This is a genomic window from Lachnoanaerobaculum saburreum DSM 3986 (assembly GCF_000185385.1).
Taxonomy (GTDB): Bacteria; Bacillota; Clostridia; order Lachnospirales; family Lachnospiraceae; genus Lachnoanaerobaculum; species Lachnoanaerobaculum saburreum.
The window spans coordinates 703,880-726,349 of sequence record NZ_GL622296.1 but is presented as its reverse complement, the minus strand read 5'-3'; the positions used below and the strand labels follow the sequence as shown (position 1 = coordinate 726,349).

Sequence of the window (22,470 nt, the reverse complement as noted above, 5' to 3'; positions counted from 1 at the left end):
TCCGTTATTCCAGTATAAACAACGGTTGTCCGAACTCCACTACAGTCTCATCCTTTACAAGGATTTCCTTGATAACACCGTCAAAATCACTTTCAAGCTCATTCATAAGTTTCATCGCCTCAATGATACCTATTACCTGACCTTTCTTTACCCTGTCTCCTACATTTACAAAACTTGGGGCATCAGGTGAAGGAGAGCTGTAGAAAGTACCTACAAGCGGTGAAGTGATAGTATGTCCTGCGGCAACTGCGGCATCCTCAGTATTTGCTGCCTCAAAATTTACACTCTGCGCTACAGGTACAGCCTGAACTTCTCCCGCAACGAGCTTTGTCTTATTCTTCTTTATAACGATTTTCTCGGAATCTGTAGCATAGTTTAATGAATCAACATTGTTCTTACTTACAGTCTCTATCAGTTTTATAATTTCTTCTATTTGCATAAATCTACCCCTTGTATAAGCCTACTCCACAAATTTCTTTATAACTATACTTGCGTTATGACCGCCAAAACCAAGTGAATTACTTATAACCGCATTCACCTCACATTCTCTAGGCTCTGTCAAAAAGTCAAGGTCACACTCAGGATCCTTATCTGTCAGTCCGACATTCTTGTGCATGAATCCGTCTTCAATAGACTTCACACATACAATTGCCTCTACACCTCCGGCAGCACCCAGTAAGTGACCTACCATTGACTTGGTTGAGCTTATTCCGACTTCCTTTGCATGCTCACCCAAAGCAATTTTTATGGCTTTTGTTTCAAACAAGTCATTGTGATGTGTTCCTGTGCCATGTGCATTTACATAGTCTATATCTTCGGGAGATATTCCGGCATCCTTTATAGCAAGTTCCATAGCCTTAGCCGCTCCTGAACCGTCTTCTGCAGGTGATGTGATATGAAAAGCATCACAAGTTGCACCGTATCCCGCCATCTCTGCATAGATATGTGCCCCTCTCTTTTTTGCATGCTCAAGTTCTTCCAAAACAAGCACGCCTGCACCCTCTCCCATGATAAAACCGTTTCTGTCCTTATCAAAAGGAATTGATGCTCTGTCCGGATCATCTGTAGTGTTCAGTGCCGTAAGAGAAGTAAATCCTGCCACACCTATAGGGGTTATTGAACTTTCAGTACCGCCTGCAAGCATTACATCCGCCTCACCATATAGGATTGATCTGAACGCTTCACCGATACAATTTGTTCCGGTAGCACAGGCTGTTACGACATTTATATTCTTGCCCTTGCATCCGAATGCAATAGCCACATTTCCTGCCGCCATATTTGAAATCATCATAGGTACCAAAAGCGGAGCAACTCTGCCCGGTCCTTTTTCAAGGAGTTTTGAATACTCTCTTTCCATTGACTGAAGTGAACCTATTCCTGAGCCTACAGCCACTCCGACCATATACGGGTTTTCTTTTTCCATATCAAGCTTGGCATCTTCAAAGGCTTCCTTTGTAGCTGCTACTGCAAACTGAGAAAACTGTTCCATCCTTCTGGCCGACTTCAGATCCATATACTGTTTTGCATCAAAGCCCTTGACCTCGGCGGCAAGCTTGGCCTTATACTCAGCGGTATCAAAATATGTTATCGGTCCTATGCCGTGCACGCCCTTTTTGATATTCGCCCAAAAATCAGCTACATTTAGACCTATAGGAGTGATAGCTCCCATACCTGTAATAACAACTCTTCTTCTCATAGTCACCTCATTTACATGCTCATTCCGCCATCTATCTTGATGACCTGACCTGTAATATATCTACCTTCTTCTCCGGCCAAATATGCCGCCATATTTGCTATATCCTTTGCTTCACCCTGATATCCGAGCGGGATGATTGCATTTACCTTTGACTTGGCATCTTCAGTCATTGCTTCAGTCATATCAGTCTTTATATATCCCGGTGCTATTGCATTTACAGTTATATTTCTGCTTGCCATCTCTCTTGCGGCGGTCTTTGTCATACCGATAACTCCCGCCTTTGATGCCGCATAGTTTATCTGACCTGCATTGCCCATCACACCGCTTACAGAAGAAATATTTATTATTCTTCCGCTTCTTTTCTTAATCATATATTTTGAAACCGCTTGCATAGTGTTGAAAGTACCCTTCAGATTGGTATCTATTACTATATCAAATTCTTCCGGTTTCATTCTCATCATCAGATTGTCTTTTGTAATTCCGGCATTGTTTACCAATATATCAAGCTTACCCTCCTCAGATATAATATCTTCAATCATCTGTTTTACAGAGTCATAGTTTGACACATCACACTGACAAATCTTTGCCGTTCCGCCTTTTTCTTCTATCTCTTTTACAACTTGTTTTGCCGCCTCACTTGATATGGCATAGTTTACATATACAATTGCTCCGTCAGCTGCAAGTTTTTTTGCTATAGCCGCTCCGATACCTCTGCCTGCACCTGTAACCAAAGCTGTTTTTCCTTCCAACCTTTTCATCTTGCCTCCAAAATCCGACTACATACATTCTCTACATCCGCATACTCTTCAATATTGAATATCTTTACCTGTGAATCAATCTTTTTTATAAAGCCTGCCATAGTCTTGCCAGGGCCAATCTCTACAAAGGTATCCACACCCCATTCAATCATTTTCCTTATACTTTGCTCCAGATGTACACTGCCTGATACCTGCTCTATTAAATTTTTCTTTATCTCATCCTTATCTGTAACAATCTGTGCATTCACATTTGCCACATAAGGTATCTGTATGTCCTTTATTTTGATATCATCAAGTACCTTTGCAAGTTTTTGCCCGGCTTCCTTCATAAGCCCGGAATGAAAAGCTCCGCTTACCTTAAGCGGCAGTACTCTCTTTGCTCCGGCTTCTTTTAATTTTTTACCTGCAAGTGCTACAGCTTCTTTGGTGCCTGATATTACCGTCTGCCCCGGGCAATTATAATTTGCAACCCAGCATCCGTCTATATTATCCACTATAGACTTGATAGTATCATTATCTAAAGACAATACGGCACTCATGGCACCGCCTTTTATCTCAGACATATACTGTCCTCGTTTATCTACTATAGCGATTGCATCATCGGCACTTATCGCACCGCTAAGATACAGTGCTTCATACTCTCCAAGGCTAAGCCCTGCACATATATCTGCTTTAAGTCCTGTTTTTTCAACAGCCTTTAACATGGCAATACCTGTAGCCACCATAGCTATCTGAGTATATCTTGTATTGTTTAATTCATCATTATCTTTGAAAATCAGATCACATGCATCTATTCCCGTTACAGTCTTTACACTGTCAAAAACTGCTCTTGAATCCGCATCATTTTCATAAAAACTTTTGCCCATATTTTGTTTTTGAGCTCCCTGTCCCGGGAATAAAAATGCTATCTTCATAATTTATACTAAGCTCCCTGCATTCTTTAAAAGATTAGTTGCCTCACTTATTATCTCGTCAATGATTTCTTTTGCACTTTGCTTTTTGCTCACCAGTCCCGCTATCTGACCTGCCATAACCGTTCCATGTACTATATCGCCTTCTATAACAGCTTTTCTAAGTGTCCCAAGTGTCAAATACTCAAGCTCTTCAAAGCTCTTACCCTCGGCCTCAAGCTTAGAATACTCTCTGGTCATAGCATTTCTAAGACTTCTTACCGGATGTCCATGGCTTCTTCCCGTTACAGCCGAATCTATATCCTTTGCTGCTATTATTCTGTCTTTATAAGCTTCATTTACTATAGATTCATCGGCTACCACAAATCTTGTACCCATCTGCACCGCCTTAGCTCCAAGCATAAATGCCGCCGCAAGTCCTCTGCCGTCCGCTATACCGCCTGCCGCAATAACAGGGATATCTATTGCATCAACCACCTGTGGCACAAGTGTCATAGTAGTGGCTTCACCGATATGTCCTCCGCTTTCAGTGCCCTCGGCAACTACAGCGTCCGCTCCGGTTCTTTCCATTCTTCTTGCAAGTGCTACACTTGCAACAACAGGAATGACTACTATGCCGGCTTCCTTCCACATTTTCATATACTTTTCAGGAGAACCGGCTCCGGTAGTAACCACCTTTATACCTTCTTCCACTACTACCTTTGCAATATCCTCCGCATGTGGCGACATAAGCATTACATTTACACCAAAAGGCTTACTTGTAAGCTTTCTTGTCTCTCTTATCTCATTTCTGATGACATCAGCCGGTGCATTGGCACCGCCTATAAGCCCCAGTCCGCCTGCCTCACTTACAGCAGCCGCAAGGTGATGCTCGGCAACCCATGCCATACCGCCTTGAATTATCGGATATTCTATACCTAATAACTTTGTTATATCTGTTTGCATTACTTTCCTCTGACATTTTTAAGAAAACGCCCGCAGGCGTTTCTTTATTTTTATAAATTATCTACGCCTTTACTCTTAAGGTAATTTACCACATCACCTACAGTCAAAAGCTTCTCTAAATCCTCAGAAGGTATCTCAACACCGTAGTTGTCCTCAAGTGCCATTACCATCTCAAACAGATCAAGTGAATCCGCATTCAAATCATCTTTAAAGTTTGACTCCAAAGTAATCTCCGACGCATCGATATTTAACTGTTCCGCAATAATTGATTTCATCTTCTCTGACATAATTTTCTCCATTCTTTAAGCCGAAGGCTTTTTTATTTTATAGTAAGTTGCAGCCGGTAGCTACAATCTTAATACACAAGTTCCCCAGGTTAATCCTGCTCCGAATCCGCAAAGCAAAATCAAATCTCCTTTTTTTGCTATGCCTTTTTTTACCGCTTCGTCAAGTAACAGCGGTATACTGCCTGCTGAAGTATTTCCTGTTCTCTCAAGGTTATGCGGCAACTTCTCAAGCGGAATATCAAGCTTTTTTGATACCGCCTCAAGTATTCTTAAGTTTGCCTGATGCAAAAGAAATACATCTATATCATCCTTATGTACTCCCGCTCTTTTGACGGCCTTTTCTATACTGTGCGGCACTGTTCTGATAGTAAATTTAAAGACTTCCTGTCCGTCCATTCTTATATATCTGTCATCACCATAGGAGTTGTCATACAGTGCAAACCCTTTACTTCCGTCCGCTCCGATATCAAAGCTCAAAAATCCGGCTTCATTATCGCTCTTTTTCAGTACCGCCGCACCCACACCGTCACCAAACAGTACGCATGTGGTTCTGTCGGTCCAGTCCATTTCTCTTGACAACACATCACCGCCCACTACAAGTGCATAATCAATGTCCAGAGTATTCATCATAGAATATGCTATACTCAGTGCATATACAAAACCTGAACAGGCCGAGCTGACATCCATACAGGCACAATCACTTGCACCCAAAAGCGGTTGTAACTCACATGCAGTATTTGGAAGTCTTTTATCCTGAGTGGATGTACCTACTATTATCAGACCCAAATCCTTACCTTCTACATTTGCAGATTTCAGTGCTTCCTTTCCGGCCTCAAATGCCAGACTTACCAGATTTTCACCTTCCTCCACTATATGTCTTTGTTTGATTCCTGTTCTTTGACTAATCCATTCATCACTTGTATCTACGATTTTACTAAGATCATCATTTGTCAAAATCTTAGACGGCAGTTTTGAGCCTGTTCCTGCAAGTGCTATTCCCATTTTACATAAGTCCTTTCGTAAGACTTTTATCAAAGTTATAAGGCACCGGATTGTTAAAATATACCGCTCACAATCACGATTTAAAATACTTTGATACTCAAAGTATTTTAAATTTGTAGCAACCCTTTGTCAAGTGTTTTATTTATATTCAGTGCTCTGTGATATATCTGAATTATAGTCAATATATTTAGTCGGGAAATCAAAACCGATATTTAAATATGAATGTATTTTCATTGTTTTTATTAAAAAAATATTGAAAATTTTATTAACAAGTAGTATCTTAAATGTGTATAAAATAAACATAGAAAGAAAGAGAGGAATTTTCTATGGCAACATTTATGATCGGCCTTGTGATTCTAATCGTCGGCGGATTTTTTATGGGTAAACTTTGTGACCATGTTTTCAGGCCTGATGACAGAGAAACACCGGCTTATGCAAAGCAGGACGGTGTTGACTATGTTCCTATGCCGACATGGAAAAATGCACTTATCAACCTACTTAATATAGCAGGTACAGGCCCTATTCTCGGACCTATCCAGGGTATACTGTTCGGACCTATAGCACTTCTTACAATACCGATAGGTAATGTAATAGGAGGTGCCGTTCACGATTATTTTGCAGGTATGATCTGTACAAGAGACGGCGGTGCTCAGATGCCGGAGATGGTTCGCAAGTACACAAGCAAATCGGTGTTCTGGATTTATGATGTATTTGTATGTTTATTGCTCTTATTGGTAGGTACTGTATTTATTTACACACCCGGTGATATTGCGGCGACACAGGTCTTCGGTTTCAGCGGTGCGCCTACAGAAGTTTCCACATGGGTTATTTACGGAACTATCTTCGCTTATTACCTTATAGCAACCGTATTCCCGATAGATAAGATTATCGGTCGTGTTTATCCTATCTTCGGTGCAATCCTAGTATTCTCAGCACTCGGAGTATTCGGTGCAATGGTTATATTACATTACCCGCTGGTAGAAGTTTGGGGCAGTTGGGCAACACAGTCTTTTGACTACAGTGCATACTTTAAAGCAGGGCATTTTATCCCGATTTTCTTTGTTACCGTAGCCTGTGGTATTCTTTCCGGATTCCACTCATCACAGACAGCTTTGGTGGCTCGTACAATAAAGAGTGAAAAAGACGGTCGTATGACATTCTACAATATGATGATTGTAGAGGGATTCATTGCAATGGTTTGGGCAGCAGGTACAATGGCACTTATTCAGTTTACAGCTGATAAAGGCGGTATCACAATGCAGCTTAGTGACAAGGGTGTATGGCAGTATATGATACAAAAAGGTGGAGAACTTGTTGCTATTTCTCCTACCAGTGTTGTCGGTGTGGTATGTAGATATGCACTCGGTCCTATCGGAGGTGCCGTAGCACTTATCGGTATCATTATCTTACCTGTTACATCAGGTGATACCGCACTTCGTGCACTACGTCTTACAATAGCCGATACATTCCATATCAAGCAGGACAACAATGCAAGAAGACTTAGTCTTGCCGTACCGATTTTTGCTATCGTAGCTGTAATACTTATCTGGGCTAAGGTTGATCCTAAAGGATTTAACACACTTTGGAGATACTTTGCATGGTCAAATCAGACAATGGCACTCTTCCCGCTTGCTGCCGCATCTATCTATCTTATGATAAATGACAAAGCAAAATGGGCTTGGATGACACTTATCCCCGGTACATTCTATACATATATATGTGCTTGCTATATATTGAATGCAAAACTTGGCTTCGGTCAAAGTTGGGGTGTTGCATATATCGGAGGTGCAGTTGTCGCTGCAATTTATGTGGTGCTTGTTATCTGGAGAGGTAAAAAAGGCGGTACTACCCCGGCAGACAAATAAATAAACTTGCTACTCCCAAGGCAGTTGTAATATAATACTGTCTCGGGAGTTTTTTTATTATTTTATTAAACAGAGGGAATATGGAAATTTTAGAATTTTTAAAACAGGAAAATGTATCAGATAAAATTATTTCAGAGATAAGTTCATTCAGAAGCTTCTATAAACTTGAAGCTGAAGATGAAAAGAGAATCCCTAAAGATTCATATCTCTACTATGGCAAAGAAATTTGGGAAGAAGCCGCCACAGCTATAATAGCAGGTGAAAACATCCTGCTTGACGGTCCTAAAGCTACAGGTAAGAATGTATTGGCTCAGAACCTTGCAACGGCATTTGCAAGACCGCAATGGGATATATCACTATATATCAATACTGATGCATCATCTCTTATAGGTTCCGACACCTTTGAAAACGGAGAGGTAAAGCTTAGAAAAGGACCTATATTAAACTGTGCCTTAAAAGGAGGTTTCGGTGTACTTGATGAAATAAATATGGCAAAGAATGAATCACTTGCTGTGCTTCATGCAGTGCTTGACTTTAGACGAACCGTTGATTTACCGGGATACGACAGAATAACTTTACATGAGGCTACAAGATTTATCAGTACTATGAACTACGGATATGCCGGAACAAGGGAGATGAATGAAGCACTTGCATCCAGATTTATGGTACTGCATATGCCTGTTATATCGGAAGAGAATTTACAAAAGCTTATAAAGGACAAATACCCTACTCTAAAGCCTGAATATATTTCACAATTTGCCACTCTTTTTGATGAGATAAGGAAAAAATGTGAGGGTGGTGAAATTTCTACAAGAAGTCTTGATCTCAGAGGCCTTATCTCCTGTATAGGAATGATGAAAAAAGGACTTGGAGTTACAAAGGCTTTACAGATGGGACTTATAAATAAATGCTTTGATGAGTATGAAAGACAGCTTGTACTTGATATTGTAAGTGCCAGATTGCCTGAAAGCCTTTCGGGGGAGAGTGTTTTTTCATGATCTTGACAGAGTTTGAAAAAAAGAGAGCCGCAAATATGATTTGGAATGCCGCAGGTAATTATAATGTTTCCATAGGCTTTCGTATGTATGATAATGAGGCAAGAGCCGATCTTTATTGGAATACCATACTTGGCAGCAGCTATGCACATTTTGACTGGAAAAGGTTGAAGGAATTTTATAATACTTTCCATGAAACCATAGGTCAGGGAACCTATGAGACATTATTTTGGATTGCGCTTGAAAACGCCACCTTTGAAAAGGAAAAGAATTTAAGACCGAGTCTGTTACTCCTTAGAAAAGAGTATTGCAGGCAAAAGCTTAAGGAATTTATGCCAAGTATTGCGGAAAGCAGAGAGGGTTGGATACTTGAAGGCCACTATAGAATCTCAATCGGTGAGGACAGCGGACTGCCCGATATGGTGGACAGAAAGCTCTTATCTGAAGTTGAAATCGGTGCGGATGTGGATACTGAAGGGTTTATAAAGAGTCTTTCAGGTACTCTTGCAAAATATTTTACCTACCTTCCCGGAGTATCTGCAAGGTTTCAAAAGCACAGATTCAAAGTTCCTATACCAAGACTTTTCTTCGGTAAAAAAGCAGGTGTATCAAACGAAGTATCAGGTGCGACCAAACTGGTACTTGGCTATGTTGAAAATCAGGGAGGTGCAGATGCCTCTGCATTTGAAACCGACTCGGAAAAATTTAACAGAGTTACGGAGGAAGGTTTAAGAAAATATATCAGCAGCTATTTCGGCAAATCCATCTATGATGATAAAACCTCTGAAAAAATACAAAGAGAGTGCTGTGTAGGCAACCACACAGGTACCAGAATATTTTTTACAAGAGGTGAGAGTGAAGAAAAAGTAACCGGATTTGCCGCAAAGATGCGAACGGAAATGAAAAAACAGTATAAGAAAAATGAAGAATTCTTCTTTGACAATATAGGGAGTAATAATGCGGCTATACTGGAGCTTACAAATCGCATAAAGAACGCACTGCTTACACAGCTTGAGCCTGCTGCTGTTTATTCAAAAACCGGCAAGTTAAATCCTTCTCTTGTCTGGAAGGCTCTGTATCTTAACAATAATAAAATTTTTGAAAAACAGGTGGCGGAAGGCAGCGGCAATATTTCTGTAGATATTTTACTTGATGCCTCCGCCTCACAGATACATCGTATGGACACTGTATCCACACAGGGCTACATTATTGCAAAAGCACTTGATAACTGCCATGTCCCGGTAAGGGTTTGGGGGTATTCTTCAATGAACGGATACACTGTAATGAATCTTTACAGAGATTATAATGAGACCTCAAAAAACAATGAAATATTCAGATTCTTTACAACAGGTGCCAACAGAGACGGACTTGCTCTAAATGCACTGATTGAGCAGATGAAGAAAAACAACGCTTCTCACAGAGTTGTGATATGGCTGACTGATATCAAGCCGAATGATATGCTTGAAGTAAAGGGCAAATCAAGAAATTACAGCGGCGATATTGCTGTTGAAGATATGACTGAGCTTGTACATAAAGCAAAACTTGAAAACATATATGTGCTATGTGCCTTTACCGGAGATAATGCAGACCTTCCTAATGTACAAAAAATATTCGGCAGAAGTTTTGTAAAAGTAAAATCACTTGATAACTTTGCGTCTTTGGTCGGAAATATGCTACAGGCGGAAATAAGGAGAATGTAATAAGAGTAGTTTGTCAAAACAGGCAAACTACTCTTTTGCATAATTACTTTTTAATTTTTAATATCAACCACCTTATAAAAAGTCCAAGGGCAACCCAAACTCCTATATTTATAACTATTGCCACAATATCCCAAAACAACTGCATATCCATAAGATTCCTCCTTATACCCCACATAAAACTTTCACGAAGCTTTTATTTAAATTCATTGTACATCTTATATATCAGTTGTCAATAGCTGCGGCTTATTATATTTCCTCCACATAAAACAAAAAATCTCTAGGCTCGGCTTACTCCTGATGTTGGAGAGCTTACTGCTAGAGATTAGTATCAATATTTATGTACACAAGATGTGTACATCGTCATAGTACTATAATAAAGAAAAATTGTCAATTGTATAAATATATTGTAACCAACAGTACAAACACAATAAACACTAACTCAAATTAAACTACACGTAACTTTTACCAATAATAGTATCCACTATTACAGCTATAGCAAAAGCTACATTGATCAAAATAGTCATAGCCGAGTATTTATCATGGATATATCCACTTTGAGTTACAACTATATTGGCTGTAAATATGGCGGCCAAAATACCTCTGTATAAAGTATGTCTTTTGTCATCTTTATTCTTAATACTCTGCGTATCATTCACGAAAAAAAATGAAAAAAAACAATAAAAACAAAAAAAATGAAAAAATACTATATTATCAAATACAAATCCTAGAAATCCTAAAAATCCTAGAAATCCTAGAAATCCTAGAAATCCTAAAAACTTTTTAAATCTGTATATTTTTTTATTCTCCAAATTTTCCATCAAAGTTCTCCCTCATTAAATTACATATTTTCTAATCTTTAATATAGTATCAAAATAATTCCATCTAAATTGTTCCACATAACAAACTACATTGCCGAGCATTTAATATAAGCTTTATATGTTCAGATAAATGAACTTGTCAATTTTATGCATGTTAGCTTGTTATACATTTATAAAAAATATTACAGTAACATTCTCCCAAAGCATCTGCTAATATAATAGTTTTATAAATAGACGGAAGTATAACCTCTCTCTACATTGCTAATATATTGTTGAGACAAATTTGTTAAATTTAATAACTCTATCTTCGTACAGCCTTTGGCTTTTCTCAATGAAGCCGAACTATTACATATTTTTATTTCTTCCAATGATTCTACTTACTATTTATATATATAATACCACAATATCTCCTTAAATGCAATTATAAATTGTGAAATTTTACAGAGCCTTTGACAGTTTGTTTACCTAAATAATCATAAAAAATCCTACAACCCGCATATAACCTACATTCTTTAGTTAAATTTTTACCAAAATGTTCATCTTATTATATAGTATTGTGTGCTATAATAGGAGGTTGGAGGTTCCCTATGAAAGTTACTACATCAATTAATATTATGTTCAATATATTTTCTATATATTATCCAAAAACTCCATAAAGGTAGGCAGATTGTCCCATTCATGTCTTTCTATTCTTTTCTTTATAGTATGCTCTTCACCGAAAAGATACAAACTGTCCACCAAATCCTTTATCTGATTGAAATGATGACTTGTAATTATAATTGTCTTTCCCGCCTTTTTCAAAGAATATAAAACATCCTTTATAAGTTCCACATACTTTGGTGAAAGTCCGTTAAAAGGCTCATCAAGTATAATCACCTCAGGATTCATAGTAAGCACGGAGCCTATAGCCACAAGTTTTTTCTCACCGCCTGATAATTGATAAGGTACTCTGTTTTTTAAATGTTCTATCTGTAAGAGTTTTAAGCAATCTTCCACTCTTTTTTCCACCTCAACCTCAGGCAGTCCAAGCTGTCTCACTCCGAAGGCAAGTTCCTCATAAACCGAAAAGTTGAAAAGCTGTACATCGCTGTTTTGAAATACAAATCCGATTTTTCTGTAAAGATTTGATACTTTTTTTAAGTCTTTTATATATGCCTTATTTATATCTTCTCCGTTAAATGTATATTTGCCCTCAGTAAGGGCAAAAAGTCCTACAATAATCTTAAGTAAAGTGGATTTCCCGGCTCCGTTCGGACCCATTACGGATACACCTTCTCCTTTTTTTATATCAAGGTTTATATGATCCATCCCTATTTGATTCTCATAAATATATTTTCCGTTTTCAATATGAATCATATCTGTCCTTTCAAAGTAAAAAATAAAATTATAAGTATTATACAAATACTTATATGCAAAATATCTGATTTATTTAATTGCAATCTTCTCCTCACTTTAACCTTAGTACCGTATCCACGAAGCAGCATTGCCTCATATAAACTCTTCATATGCTCTTTGCTTATAAGATATACCTGACCTAAGATTGCACCTGTAAGTTTTTTTGGAACTCCCTGTAAGCTTCTTATTCTTATTGCATATAATATACTCTTTATATGATTTCCCAAAATATAAAAATATTTGATTGCAATATCAAATATCATCACCAACTCCTCCGGCAGATAAAGTCCTCTAAGCCCCGTTATAAAATCGCTCCATGAGGTCTTTGTCAAAAATACGGAGAGGTTTAAAAGCAAAAGCACAGTTCTGATAAGAAAAAAAGTCGGATGAATACTTGGATGAAGCAAATAGCTTGGCAGTAAAATAACGGCGGTAAAAATAACAAGTCTGATAAGCTTTCTTACAATAGACCTTATTTCTCTACCGCTAAAAAAAGCAATCTCAGCTAAGAGAAAAATTCCGACCGTCCACAAAAACACTATGCTTTTACTGTTATAAATAAGCACAAGTAAGATAAGCAATTCACAGATTCTTATGACCGGACTTCCGCTATATTTTTTTCTGTCCTCAATCTTTAAATATGATAAAAGAGAAATAACGGTTGAGAGATTACTTTGAAGAAAACCGCTTTTAACTTCAGAGTCATTCACCGTTATTTCTTCTCTCATCATCCAATCAGGCAATGTCTGATTTGTCATACATGCTTCCAATCAATTTTGCAAATATAAAAAATAAAAGTACCGCAGTAACTGCACTAAGCACATATCCTATGCCTACATTTATCCCGGGTATCTCATAGTCTGTAAATAATGAGTTAAAGAAGATTCCGTTCGCCATTCCTGTAGGCAATGCAGCCATGGTATTTGAAGATTGAAGCTTCTCAAGTAATTCCTCTCCCGACCATTCTCCAAAGGCTGTGCCTGAAGCCAGAAGTCCTATAGGCGTGATAATTACAAGAAACAGTATCAGACCGTAGAGTTTGCCGATAAGTCCTTTACTTACATTCTTCTCACTGTATATTGCATCCGGAGAGGCAATATTCACAAAGCGATAAATCACCACAGTGAAAAATACTTCCACCCAGCCTGCTATCACAATATGAGGAATCATCATTGCAGGTATGGTAACCGAAAGAGGATAAGGATTATATAGCGGCAATCCGTTACTTGAAGCTATTATCGGCTGTATCCCAAGCTCTATTGCTGTAAAAAATGCAGCGATATTTATTCCAAGGAATGCTCCCGCACCCGCTCCGATATAGCTATGCCCTCTTTTTCTCAAAAGATCATAGATTGTATATCCGCTAAAAGGCATAAGGATTGCCATGTTGAAGATATTTGCACCAAGCGAGAGTATTCCTCCGTCACCGAATAAAAAGGCTTGAAGTATAAGTGCCACACTCACACAAAGGCTTGCGGCATAAGGTCCCATCAAAACGGCTAAAAGCACACCTCCGATGGCATGTGCGGTTGTACCGCCCGGTATAGGTACATTAAACATCATCATCAAAAATGACAAAGAAGCTCCCACGCCAAGCATCGGTGCAAGTTCTCTGTTTTCTTTCAGTTCAAGTCTTACTTTAGATATAGATACAGCCAAAGGCGGCAATGATACTACACTAAGAGCCGCACAGGTAACCGGCCCCAAATAATTATCAGGTATATGCATATTTCTCCTCTATTTTATTTAGATTTTTATTTTTTCTATCTTTGATTTTTTCTAAGTTCCAAATGTTTTAAGCCTCTTATCTCTTCGCGATAAAAGTTTATAAAGTCCCACATAATTCCCAGATTGTTGTGGCTGCTCTTACCCAAAACACGAAGCACAAAACCGTATTTTTCCAAAGCTGTGATACCGTAGATTCCGGTAAACTCTTTTGTGTTTAATGCTTCTTTACTTCTTTTTATCCATTCGGTACAAAAATTTTCATCAATAATTACAACCGAATTGAAATTGGTGTAGCCCTCAAAAAGTCCAATCTCACCCATATCCTCTTCTTCAGGATTCACTATCAAATAATCATTGAACACAAGCTCATTATCATATAAAATCCTTGTCTTTAAATCCACTCTGTTGTACAAAAAAGGTGTGTCACTTTTTGACCAACCGGCAGTCAATCCGTCGGTTAATATAAGGCTTCCACCCTTTTTTACATCAACAAATGTCTTTTGGTAATATATGGCATCCTCATATGGAATAACCTCATCTATATAGTACTCAAGGAATGCATTTTCTTTTACCGTCACCTCATTTAACTGTGATGTAGTTTTGCTGTTTGGACATTTGTAGATATAGTTCGGAGTCTGAGTGGTCAAAACGGCATGAGCTTCTCTTTCAAGTGTTGCGACATTATAATACTTTTCACCCTCTATAAATCCTCCGCCCGTAGCCACCAAAAAGTACAAAGGAATATCATCTTCTGTTGGAATCAATGCGGAAATCCTTGAATTACCGCTTCTAAAACGATTGGTAAGAACCGTCCTGTCACCACGCTTTTCAAAGGCAATATCACTTACTCCGTCATAGGATCCGTTCATTTATAATCCCTCAAGCAAAACATCTTTTTTTATCCAGTCTATAACACCTGATAATCCCTCATCAGTCTTTAAATTTGTAAAGAGAAAGGTTCCGCTCTCACGGAATTTTTCAGAGTCGGTCTTCATTCTGTTAAGATCCGCACCGACATATGGTGCAAGATCAATCTTGTTGATAATGAAAAGATCGGACTTTATCATTCCCTGTCCGGCTTTTCGTGGAATCTTCTCACCCTCAGCCACATCAATAATATATATTGAAAAATCCACAAGCTCAGGACTGAATGTAGCCGCCAGATTGTCACCTCCGCTCTCCAAGAAAATAAGATCAAGCTTCCCCGGAAATCTTTCTTCAAGTTCATCAATTGCCGCCAGATTCATAGATGCATCTTCTCTGATAGCGGTATGTGGGCAACCGCCTGTTTCCACACCTATTATTCTCTCCTCCGGCAGTACGGAATTTGCCACCATAAACTGTGCATCTTCTTTTGTATAAATATCATTTGTAATTACAGCTATACTGTAGTCATTCGCCATATGGCGAGTCAACCTCTCTATCAAAAGTGTCTTTCCCGAACCTACAGGTCCACCGACACCTATACGAATCGCTCTCTTCATAATTAACCTTTCTACTACGACATAAAAAGCCTTGACTCTTGACTTTCATGTCTAATCTGAGCCAGCTCGATACCTATCATACTTGCACCCAGATACTCCTCATCCAAGTCTTTAATCTTCTCATAAACAGAAAAAAGTCTCTCAATTATATTGTGTAAAATCACCTGTCCCTCCATCTGTCCCAAAGGAATTGCACGTACAGCATTTTGAACCATAGTGGAGGCAATGCTGTAGCCGTAAAGAATAAAGGCATCTTCAATACTGATGCCCTTTTCAAATGCAAACATGGAAAATACAATTGCAGGACTGCCGAAACACTCTTTTCCCTTTATCTCTTCTTCATATCTGTTGACTGTATCAATATCTCCATACATTCCCTTAAGAAGCCTTATCATCTGCTTTGCAATAAGCTTTGTACCGTTTCTGGTCTCCTTTGCAAGTGTGGACATGGTGATAATCCTATCATACTTGCAGATTTTTTCAAAATCACTTTTCTTTAGTGCCTGCATACATAATAAAATAAGCAAACCTTCACTGTATTTAAACTGATTGTCAAAGTAGTTTTTAAACCAGATTTCAAACTCAGGTGCTTTTTTTATTCTTCTGTCACTAAGATAATTCTCCATTCCGAAAGAATGGTTGAAAGTTCCTATAGGAAAGGTGGAATCACATACCTGAAATATTTCAAGAAGGCTTAGTTTATCCATATTTAATTTATTTTTGTTCATGATAAATCAACATATCGAAGAGATTCTTCAAGCTGAATCTCTTCCACCTTAAAATCTATATCGGACTTCTCAAGATTCTTTGCAACTACAGAATCATAAAGCAGTGAAATCTTCCCACCCTTTATTTTAACCGGTTTATGCATATTTCCAAGCATATGTGCAATGATACCGCAGTCATCCATATCCTTCGGCGTAATAACAATCATCTTTTCAGGGATAACATTAAGTACCAATATATTGTGATCATCTATAAAAAAGAATGAGCCGTTTTCAAGTTTTCCTTCTTCAAGTCTGATGCCGTATTCATTGTGGTGATCACTCTTTACACGAAGTATGCTCTTTGCAAGATCGTCACTCTTTACCATTGCAGTCTCAATATGTACATGACCCAAGTCTTCTCTTTCCTTTATATTTCCGTCTGTCTTTGTAAAAATCATAAATACCCCTTATTAGAAAAAAGAGAGTAGATAAAAGTGAAAGCTTTTTTGTCTACTCTCCAATGTAATAAATTATTTAGAATAAATAATATCTCTGAGCCAAAGATATTCTCTCTACAGGCTCACAGGTAATCTCCTCACCGTCAATAGTAACCACAAAACTTTGCGGATCAATCTTGATAGTCTTTGGAGTATAATCATTCCACTTCATATCTCTCTTTGTAAGATTTCTGGTATTCTTTACAGGAAGTACAATCTTATCAAGTCCAAGTTCCTCCTTGATACCATGATCATATGCATACTTTGAAACAAATGCAATATTTGATTTTCCGCAAGACTTACCTAAAGAACCGTAAAGATCTTTCATAAGTCTCGGCTCAGGAGTAGGCAGTGAAGATGAAGCATCACCCATTATTCCGTAGCTTATAACTCCCGCCTTTAAAACCATCTTCGGCTTTGTGCCGAATCTTGAAGGCTCCCAGATAACAAGGTCTGCATACTTTCCAACCTCTACAGAACCGATATACTCTGAAATACCGTTTACAATAGCAGGATTGATAGTATACTTTGCAACATATCTCTTGATACGGTTATTGTCATTGTACTCGCTGTCTCCTGTAAGCGGTCCTCTTTGCATCTTCATCTTGTCTGCAAGCTGCCAACATCTCATAGCAACCTCGCCTACACGTCCCATTGCCATAGCATCACTTGTCATTACACTGATTGCACCCATATCCTGAAGCACGTCCTCAGCCGCAATAGTCTGCTTTCTTACACGTGACTCTGCAAAAGCAACATCCTCAGGTACCTTAGGATCCAGATGGTGACAAACCATTGTCATATCAAAAAGCTCATCTACAACATTTGTAGTATAAGGGTCTGTAGGATTTGTTGAAGATGAAAGTATATTCTTTTGTCCTGTTACTACCATAATATCAGGAGCATGTCCACCGCCGGCACCCTCGGAGTGGAATGCATGAACTGTACGACCTGCAAAGGCATTGATAGTATTGTTTACAAAGCCTCCCTCATTCAAAGAATCGGTATGTACCGCAAGCTGTACATCATACTTATCCGCAGCCTTAAGTGCATTGTCGATAGCCGCCGCTGTAGCACCCCAGTCCTCATGAGTCTTTATAGCTGCCGCACCTGCCTCTATCTGCTCACCTACCGTATCAACTATGGCACCGTTTCCCTTTGCCATAAATCCGAAGTTTAACGGTTCATTATCAGTTGCCTGTAACATACGGTGAATATGGAATGCACCCGGTGTTGTGGTTGCAGAGTTTGTACCGTCGGCAGGTCCTGTACCTCCACCGAAAAGTGTTGTAATACCGTTGTCAAGTGCCGCGTGAGCAAGTCCCGGTGAAATATAGTGAACATGAAGGTCAATACCTCCGGCTGTTACTATAAGTCCCTCACCTGCAACAGCCTCTGTAGAAGCACCTACAACAAAATCTATATTATCCATATTGTCAGGGTTTCCGCCCTTACCTATAGCCAAAATCTTTCCGTCACGAATACCGATATCAGCCTTGTAAACTCCGGTATAATCAATTATAGTGGCACCTGAAATAATAGTATCGGCTACCTTCGGGTTATCTCTTCTTGTCTCAGTGGCATTGACACCCATTCCGTCTCTTAAAACCTTACCGCCACCGAATATACTCTCCTGACCATATACTGTATAATCTTTTTCAATACAGGCAAAAAGATTTGTATCACCCAGTCTGATGCTGTCTCCTACAGTAGGTCCGTATAGTGAAGCATAGGCTTTTCGATCCATTTTAAAACTCATATGTATCTCCTTAATATTTCCTATCTAAATAATCATTAACCTTATTGTTAAAACCGAAGATTCTTCTCTTTCCGCCAAAGTCAACCAAAGATACTTCTCTTTCCTCTCCCGGCTCAAAACGGATTGCCGTACCTGCCGCAATGTCAAGTCTCTTGCCATATGCCTTTTCACGGTCAAATTTTAACCCTTCCTCGTTTGCCTCATAAAAATGGAAATGTGAACCTACCTGAACGGCTCTGTCACCTACATTTTTTACTTTTAACTTAATCGCCTCATAGCCTACATTGTAATCAACAGGCTCATTTTTTAAAATATATTCTCCCGGAATCATATCTACTCCTATCTAATCGGATCATGAATTGTAACAAGCTTTGTACCGTCAACAAATGTTGCTTCTACTTGAATCATAGGAATCATCTCAGGTACACCCTCCATTACATCATCTCTTTTCAGTACCTTAGCTCCCTCATTCATAAGGTCCGCCACACTCTTTCCTTCTCTGGCACCCTCCAAAATATAGTCTGTAATAATCGCTACACTCTCAGGGTGATTTAACTTCAACCCCTTATCTTTTCTTCTTTGTGCAATCATGGCAGCCAGACTGATAATCATCTTTTCCTGCTCACGTTCAGTTAACTGCATAAAATCTTCCTTTCTACTTTGGCCACTTATCTACCAACATAAGAAATCCCGGAATCCAAGCCGTTACAATACCTTCAAAAATTGCAAGGTATGGAACAAAGTTCCCAAGATTTTTCTTCAAATTGATTTCTATAAAGGCTGTAAGCCACAGGATCCCCCATAGCCACCATATAATTCCGTACAGCCGGTTTCCGCCATAGCCGTAAAAGCAAAGCAAACCTGCAGGAACAGAATTTATAGCAACAAAAAGGCTAAACCACCCATATAGACGCTGATCCAAATCCCATATAGTATTGATAGCGGTATACAGATATGTAAATGCAAACAAAAGCCCTGTTGCACTTGCATAAAACCAGCTTGCATCTGCACCTGTTGCCGCACCGTAACCGATGGCGATTAAATTCAAGATAAGTCCAAGTCCGCCTGTAAATATATTCATCACTACATTTGACTTGTCATTTATCTTTTCAAGTCGATAAAATCCGTTGCTCATAAGAACCATACCGACATACAGTAAAATAACTCCTAACATTGTTCTCACCTTTTAAAAAGAATTTACACCAAGGAGCTCCATAAAGAAATATTTCTTTCAGATAAATGAAAAAAGCAAACAAACCCTGCGCCTTTGCAGTGCCTGCTTGCCTTATCCCTAACTGATGGGGACATATTAGCACAATCAGAATAAAAATAAAAGTAAATCTAAATTTTTTAATTGTCCGCCAAAGTTTTTTATATTCAAATAATATGCAGTAATTTTATTTGTTTATTTCAATTATAAGCACTTTTTTAACAATAAGAATTTTTAATAAAGATATAAATATATATATTTATATTAATTATCTATAAAAACATATTATTTTATGCTTTAAATTGAAATTTAATCTTACATGTGGATTTAAAAATATTTTAAAAAAGGTAAAGTATGTAAACTTTACCCTTTAAAACTTATACCAATGCAAGCTCTTCATTCTTATGTACTATTTCATCCGGGACCGCCCAACCAAGTGCTTTTCTCTTCTCTATAATATCCGCAACTATTTTTTCACCAAGCGCATCCGGATTAGGGTTCACCACCATGACGGAGCCCAGTAAGTCTTTTGTGCCTTCCTTTAAAAACTCTATAACATTCTTTGAACCATGTATCTGTGCTTCCACACAGTGATATGAATTGATTCCCATAAGTCTGAACCCAAGTGCCGCATCTATTCCCTTCTCATTACTCCACTCAGGAGATGAAAATGCAAAAGGCATCTCATACAGCGGCTTACCCGCCTCACCTGCAACACCTGCAAAGATTCCGCTTGACTTTGTATTGTCAATACACTCACCGACATGCCATACCGGAGGCAGATCTCCAAGGAATTCATTTAAGCTCTCACCTGCATGCTCTTGTCCTGAAATATTACAATATCCCATCTTCATAAGCGGGAATGAAGCACAGCCGTTTGTAAGAATCAGGATATTATTTCTAAGGAGTGCATTGGCCACATCAATAACACATTTTTCATATACCACCTTAGGATTGTTACATCCGACTATATTTACAATTCCGAGTATCTTGCCTTCTTTTATAGCCTCATATAAAGGCTTCATAGAACCGTAGTGCTTATGTACATATTCAGGAGAGAAACCTACCTCGGCATCCACTTCATATGGCGGTATATATACAGGTATACCCTGTCTGTCTTTAAAACTTTCAATACCGCGAAGCACTATTCTTTCTGCAAGTGCCCTTGTCTCTCCTATATTTGAGTGATGATGGTCATATTCAAATCTTTCAGCTCCCGGCAGTCTGGCAGACTCACTTGTTGTAACAACAGTTGTTCTGAAGCATTTTGCCACTTCCATAATAGACGGGAATACATCCTGAACATCCGCGATCCAAAGATCAAGTGCTCCGGTTCCAAGTACAAGCTCGGCAGATACCGCATTTGAAAGCGGAATAACTCCTGCATAGCGATACATAGATGAAAGTCCCGAGCAACATATACCGTAGAATCTGATTCCTTTTGCTCCCGCTTCCTTTGCCAGATTTATAAACTTTTCTTCCTGTCCCACTCTTACAATCTCACTTACAAGCGTCGGCAGATGACCGTGAACTGCAATATTTACATAGCCCTTTTTTAAAGCACCGATGTTTACCTTTGATGTAACTCTGTCACCTACTCCGAAAAGCCCGTCTGTAGCTATTGAGGTACTTACAACACCTGAATATGTAAATGCAAGTCCGCAGCGTAAGAACTGTTGCATTATACTCTTCCAGTCACCGTCTGTACCTACACCTGTTTTATGGTAGGACTCAAATACCTCATGGTAAGCACTGATAGGAAGAATATCAAGTTCCTTCCACACCTTTTTTCTTTCTTCGGATCCAAGCGCCTCTATAATCTTATATTCTCCCGGCACTGTACGGCTCATATCCTCCAAAAGTACATCTGCAAGCTCTGATGCAATCTTTTTTATACTTCTTCTCTCCGTCTTTATTCCAAAAGCCTTTGCAGTATCCTTTATCTTTTGCTGTCCCAAAATAGGCAAATCAAGTTTACCTTCTGCCGCCCACTTCAAAGATAAAATAACTTCACGACCATGCATACCATGTTGAGCTACACCGGCAGCAGCGGAACGGAGCAGGTTTCTGGCTACTATAAGGTCGGCATCCGCACCGCAAATTCCCTTAGGGCTCTTTGAAGTTATCTTACATGGACCCATATTACAGATTTTACAGCAGATTCCCGCCATACCGAAACCGCACTGTGGCTGCTGCTTGTCAAATCTGTCAAATGTGGTATCAAATCCAAGCTGATTCTGACGTAAGATCATCTCTCTTACTGCCGGATCGGGAGTATTTTCTAACACCTCATCTTTTGACGGAAAAGTTTTCCTATACTCTGAAACCGCATTCATATAATCTCTGATAAATGCTTTATCATCTCCGTCTTCTTCATGGTCCGACTTTAAAGTAATTGTCGGTATACCATGTTCATCAAATCCGATAAGATTTCTATGACTGTGAATATGGTCTACACCATGGCCGTGTCGGTGTTCGTGATTATGTTCGTGATTGTGTTCTTTCTTTTCCATGAGCATTCCTTCCTACTGTATGTCCTAATATAAATATATAGTAACCTATTTACCTACAAAATTAGTATGTTTATAAGTTGCATTGATTATATTATAAGTTTTATCTCATGTCAATAAAATTTTTTATTTTCAAATTTTCTTTTTACATCAAAAAAATCGCTATAATCCTTTAGGATTATAGCGAAAATATCTGTATTATA

The 22,470-nt window shown here is 38.7% G+C and carries 24 protein-coding genes; 3 read left to right on the top strand and 21 right to left on the bottom strand.

All coding sequences use genetic code 11. The features are described from left to right. Positions 1-4: 4 nt before the first annotated feature. From accB to HMPREF0381_RS03445, 7 genes are read right to left on the bottom strand one after another with little or no spacing between them, the layout of a single operon-like run. Positions 5-439 (bottom strand): acetyl-CoA carboxylase biotin carboxyl carrier protein, encoded by a 435-nt coding sequence (gene accB, locus HMPREF0381_RS03475; RefSeq protein WP_008750491.1) that lies wholly within the window; start codon positions 437-439, stop codon positions 5-7. A 21-nt stretch (positions 440-460) separates the two neighbouring features. Next, on the bottom strand, positions 461-1,696 hold the full coding sequence (gene fabF / locus HMPREF0381_RS03470) for a beta-ketoacyl-ACP synthase II (protein ID WP_008750490.1): 1,236 nt from the start codon (positions 1,694-1,696) through the stop codon (positions 461-463). Between the two features lie 11 nt (positions 1,697-1,707). Further along, positions 1,708-2,454: a 3-oxoacyl-[acyl-carrier-protein] reductase gene (fabG, locus tag HMPREF0381_RS03465; RefSeq protein ID WP_008750489.1), complete on the bottom strand. Its 747-nt coding sequence runs from the start codon at positions 2,452-2,454 to the stop codon at positions 1,708-1,710. Further along, on the bottom strand, positions 2,451-3,368 hold the full coding sequence (fabD, locus tag HMPREF0381_RS03460; protein WP_008750488.1) for an ACP S-malonyltransferase: 918 nt from the start codon (positions 3,366-3,368) through the stop codon (positions 2,451-2,453). The genes fabG and fabD overlap by 4 nt, the downstream gene beginning before the upstream one ends. A gap of 3 nt (positions 3,369-3,371) precedes the next feature. Continuing rightward, positions 3,372-4,310, bottom strand: coding sequence for an enoyl-[acyl-carrier-protein] reductase FabK (gene fabK, locus HMPREF0381_RS03455; RefSeq protein WP_008750487.1), 939 nt, complete (start codon positions 4,308-4,310; stop codon positions 3,372-3,374). Between the two features lie 50 nt (positions 4,311-4,360). Beyond that, positions 4,361-4,597, bottom strand: a complete 237-nt coding sequence (gene acpP, locus HMPREF0381_RS03450; RefSeq protein ID WP_008754959.1) for an acyl carrier protein — start codon at positions 4,595-4,597, stop codon at positions 4,361-4,363. 60 nt (positions 4,598-4,657) lie between these two features. After that, a complete protein-coding gene (locus HMPREF0381_RS03445) occupies positions 4,658-5,599 on the bottom strand; it encodes a beta-ketoacyl-ACP synthase III (protein ID WP_008750485.1) in 942 nt (313 codons plus the stop codon). 326 nt (positions 5,600-5,925) lie between these two features. Between HMPREF0381_RS03445 and HMPREF0381_RS03440 the strand changes: the two genes are divergently transcribed. From HMPREF0381_RS03440 to HMPREF0381_RS03430, 3 genes are all read left to right on the top strand, one after another. Further along, the gene (locus HMPREF0381_RS03440; protein WP_008750484.1) at positions 5,926-7,464 is read left to right on the top strand and encodes a carbon starvation CstA family protein; all 1,539 of its coding nucleotides are present in this window, start codon (positions 5,926-5,928) and stop codon (positions 7,462-7,464) included. Positions 7,465-7,544: 80 nt separating this feature from the next. After that, on the top strand, positions 7,545-8,462 hold the full coding sequence (locus HMPREF0381_RS03435) for an AAA family ATPase (protein ID WP_008750483.1): 918 nt from the start codon (positions 7,545-7,547) through the stop codon (positions 8,460-8,462). Then, positions 8,459-10,159, top strand: a complete 1,701-nt coding sequence (locus HMPREF0381_RS03430) for a vWA domain-containing protein (RefSeq protein ID WP_008750482.1) — start codon at positions 8,459-8,461, stop codon at positions 10,157-10,159. Before HMPREF0381_RS03435 ends, HMPREF0381_RS03430 begins: the two co-directional genes overlap by 4 nt. Before the next feature lie 449 nt (positions 10,160-10,608). On the opposite strand, the gene HMPREF0381_RS03425 is transcribed toward HMPREF0381_RS03430, so the two are convergent. The 14 genes from HMPREF0381_RS03425 to cooS all read right to left on the bottom strand — a co-directional run bounded on the left by HMPREF0381_RS03425 (position 10,609) and on the right by cooS (position 22,276). Further along, a complete protein-coding gene (locus HMPREF0381_RS03425; protein WP_008750480.1) occupies positions 10,609-10,977 on the bottom strand; it encodes a DUF3796 domain-containing protein in 369 nt (122 codons plus the stop codon). Positions 10,978-11,201: 224 nt separating this feature from the next. Next, entirely contained in the window at positions 11,202-11,309 is a 108-nt protein-coding gene (locus HMPREF0381_RS15980; protein ID WP_242824442.1) for a helix-turn-helix domain-containing protein, read from the bottom strand. 298 nt (positions 11,310-11,607) lie between these two features. After that, positions 11,608-12,333, bottom strand: coding sequence for an energy-coupling factor ABC transporter ATP-binding protein (locus HMPREF0381_RS03420; RefSeq protein ID WP_008750479.1), 726 nt, complete (start codon positions 12,331-12,333; stop codon positions 11,608-11,610). Next, a complete protein-coding gene (locus HMPREF0381_RS03415) occupies positions 12,330-13,130 on the bottom strand; it encodes an energy-coupling factor transporter transmembrane component T (protein WP_008750478.1) in 801 nt (266 codons plus the stop codon). The genes HMPREF0381_RS03420 and HMPREF0381_RS03415 overlap by 4 nt, the downstream gene beginning before the upstream one ends. After that, positions 13,108-14,100: a cobalt transporter CbiM gene (cbiM, locus tag HMPREF0381_RS03410; RefSeq protein ID WP_008750477.1), complete on the bottom strand. Its 993-nt coding sequence runs from the start codon at positions 14,098-14,100 to the stop codon at positions 13,108-13,110. Before cbiM ends, HMPREF0381_RS03415 begins: the two co-directional genes overlap by 23 nt. A gap of 35 nt (positions 14,101-14,135) precedes the next feature. Next, positions 14,136-14,969, bottom strand: a complete 834-nt coding sequence (locus HMPREF0381_RS03405) for an urease accessory protein UreD (RefSeq protein WP_008750476.1) — start codon at positions 14,967-14,969, stop codon at positions 14,136-14,138. Continuing rightward, a complete protein-coding gene (gene ureG, locus HMPREF0381_RS03400; protein WP_008750475.1) occupies positions 14,970-15,584 on the bottom strand; it encodes an urease accessory protein UreG in 615 nt (204 codons plus the stop codon). Between the two features lie 14 nt (positions 15,585-15,598). After that, positions 15,599-16,312 carry an urease accessory protein UreF gene (locus HMPREF0381_RS03395; protein WP_008750474.1) on the bottom strand — a complete coding sequence of 238 codons (714 nt, stop codon included), beginning with the start codon at positions 16,310-16,312 and terminating at the stop codon, positions 15,599-15,601. Then, a complete protein-coding gene (locus tag HMPREF0381_RS03390; protein WP_008750473.1) occupies positions 16,309-16,749 on the bottom strand; it encodes an urease accessory protein UreE in 441 nt (146 codons plus the stop codon). The genes HMPREF0381_RS03395 and HMPREF0381_RS03390 overlap by 4 nt, the downstream gene beginning before the upstream one ends. Positions 16,750-16,825: 76 nt before the next feature. Continuing rightward, complete coding sequence (gene ureC / locus HMPREF0381_RS03385; protein ID WP_008750472.1) at positions 16,826-18,547, bottom strand: urease subunit alpha; 1,722 nt, start codon at positions 18,545-18,547, stop codon at positions 16,826-16,828. 10 nt (positions 18,548-18,557) lie between these two features. Then, a complete protein-coding gene (locus HMPREF0381_RS03380; RefSeq protein WP_008750471.1) occupies positions 18,558-18,878 on the bottom strand; it encodes an urease subunit beta in 321 nt (106 codons plus the stop codon). 8 nt (positions 18,879-18,886) lie between these two features. Next, positions 18,887-19,189 carry an urease subunit gamma gene (locus HMPREF0381_RS03375; RefSeq protein WP_008750470.1) on the bottom strand — a complete coding sequence of 101 codons (303 nt, stop codon included), beginning with the start codon at positions 19,187-19,189 and terminating at the stop codon, positions 18,887-18,889. Positions 19,190-19,202: 13 nt separating this feature from the next. Further along, on the bottom strand, positions 19,203-19,721 hold the full coding sequence (locus HMPREF0381_RS03370; protein WP_008750469.1) for an AmiS/UreI family transporter: 519 nt from the start codon (positions 19,719-19,721) through the stop codon (positions 19,203-19,205). 413 nt (positions 19,722-20,134) lie between these two features. Beyond that, positions 20,135-22,276 (bottom strand): anaerobic carbon-monoxide dehydrogenase catalytic subunit, encoded by a 2,142-nt coding sequence (cooS, locus tag HMPREF0381_RS03365; protein WP_008750468.1) that lies wholly within the window; start codon positions 22,274-22,276, stop codon positions 20,135-20,137. Positions 22,277-22,470 lie beyond the last annotated feature (194 nt).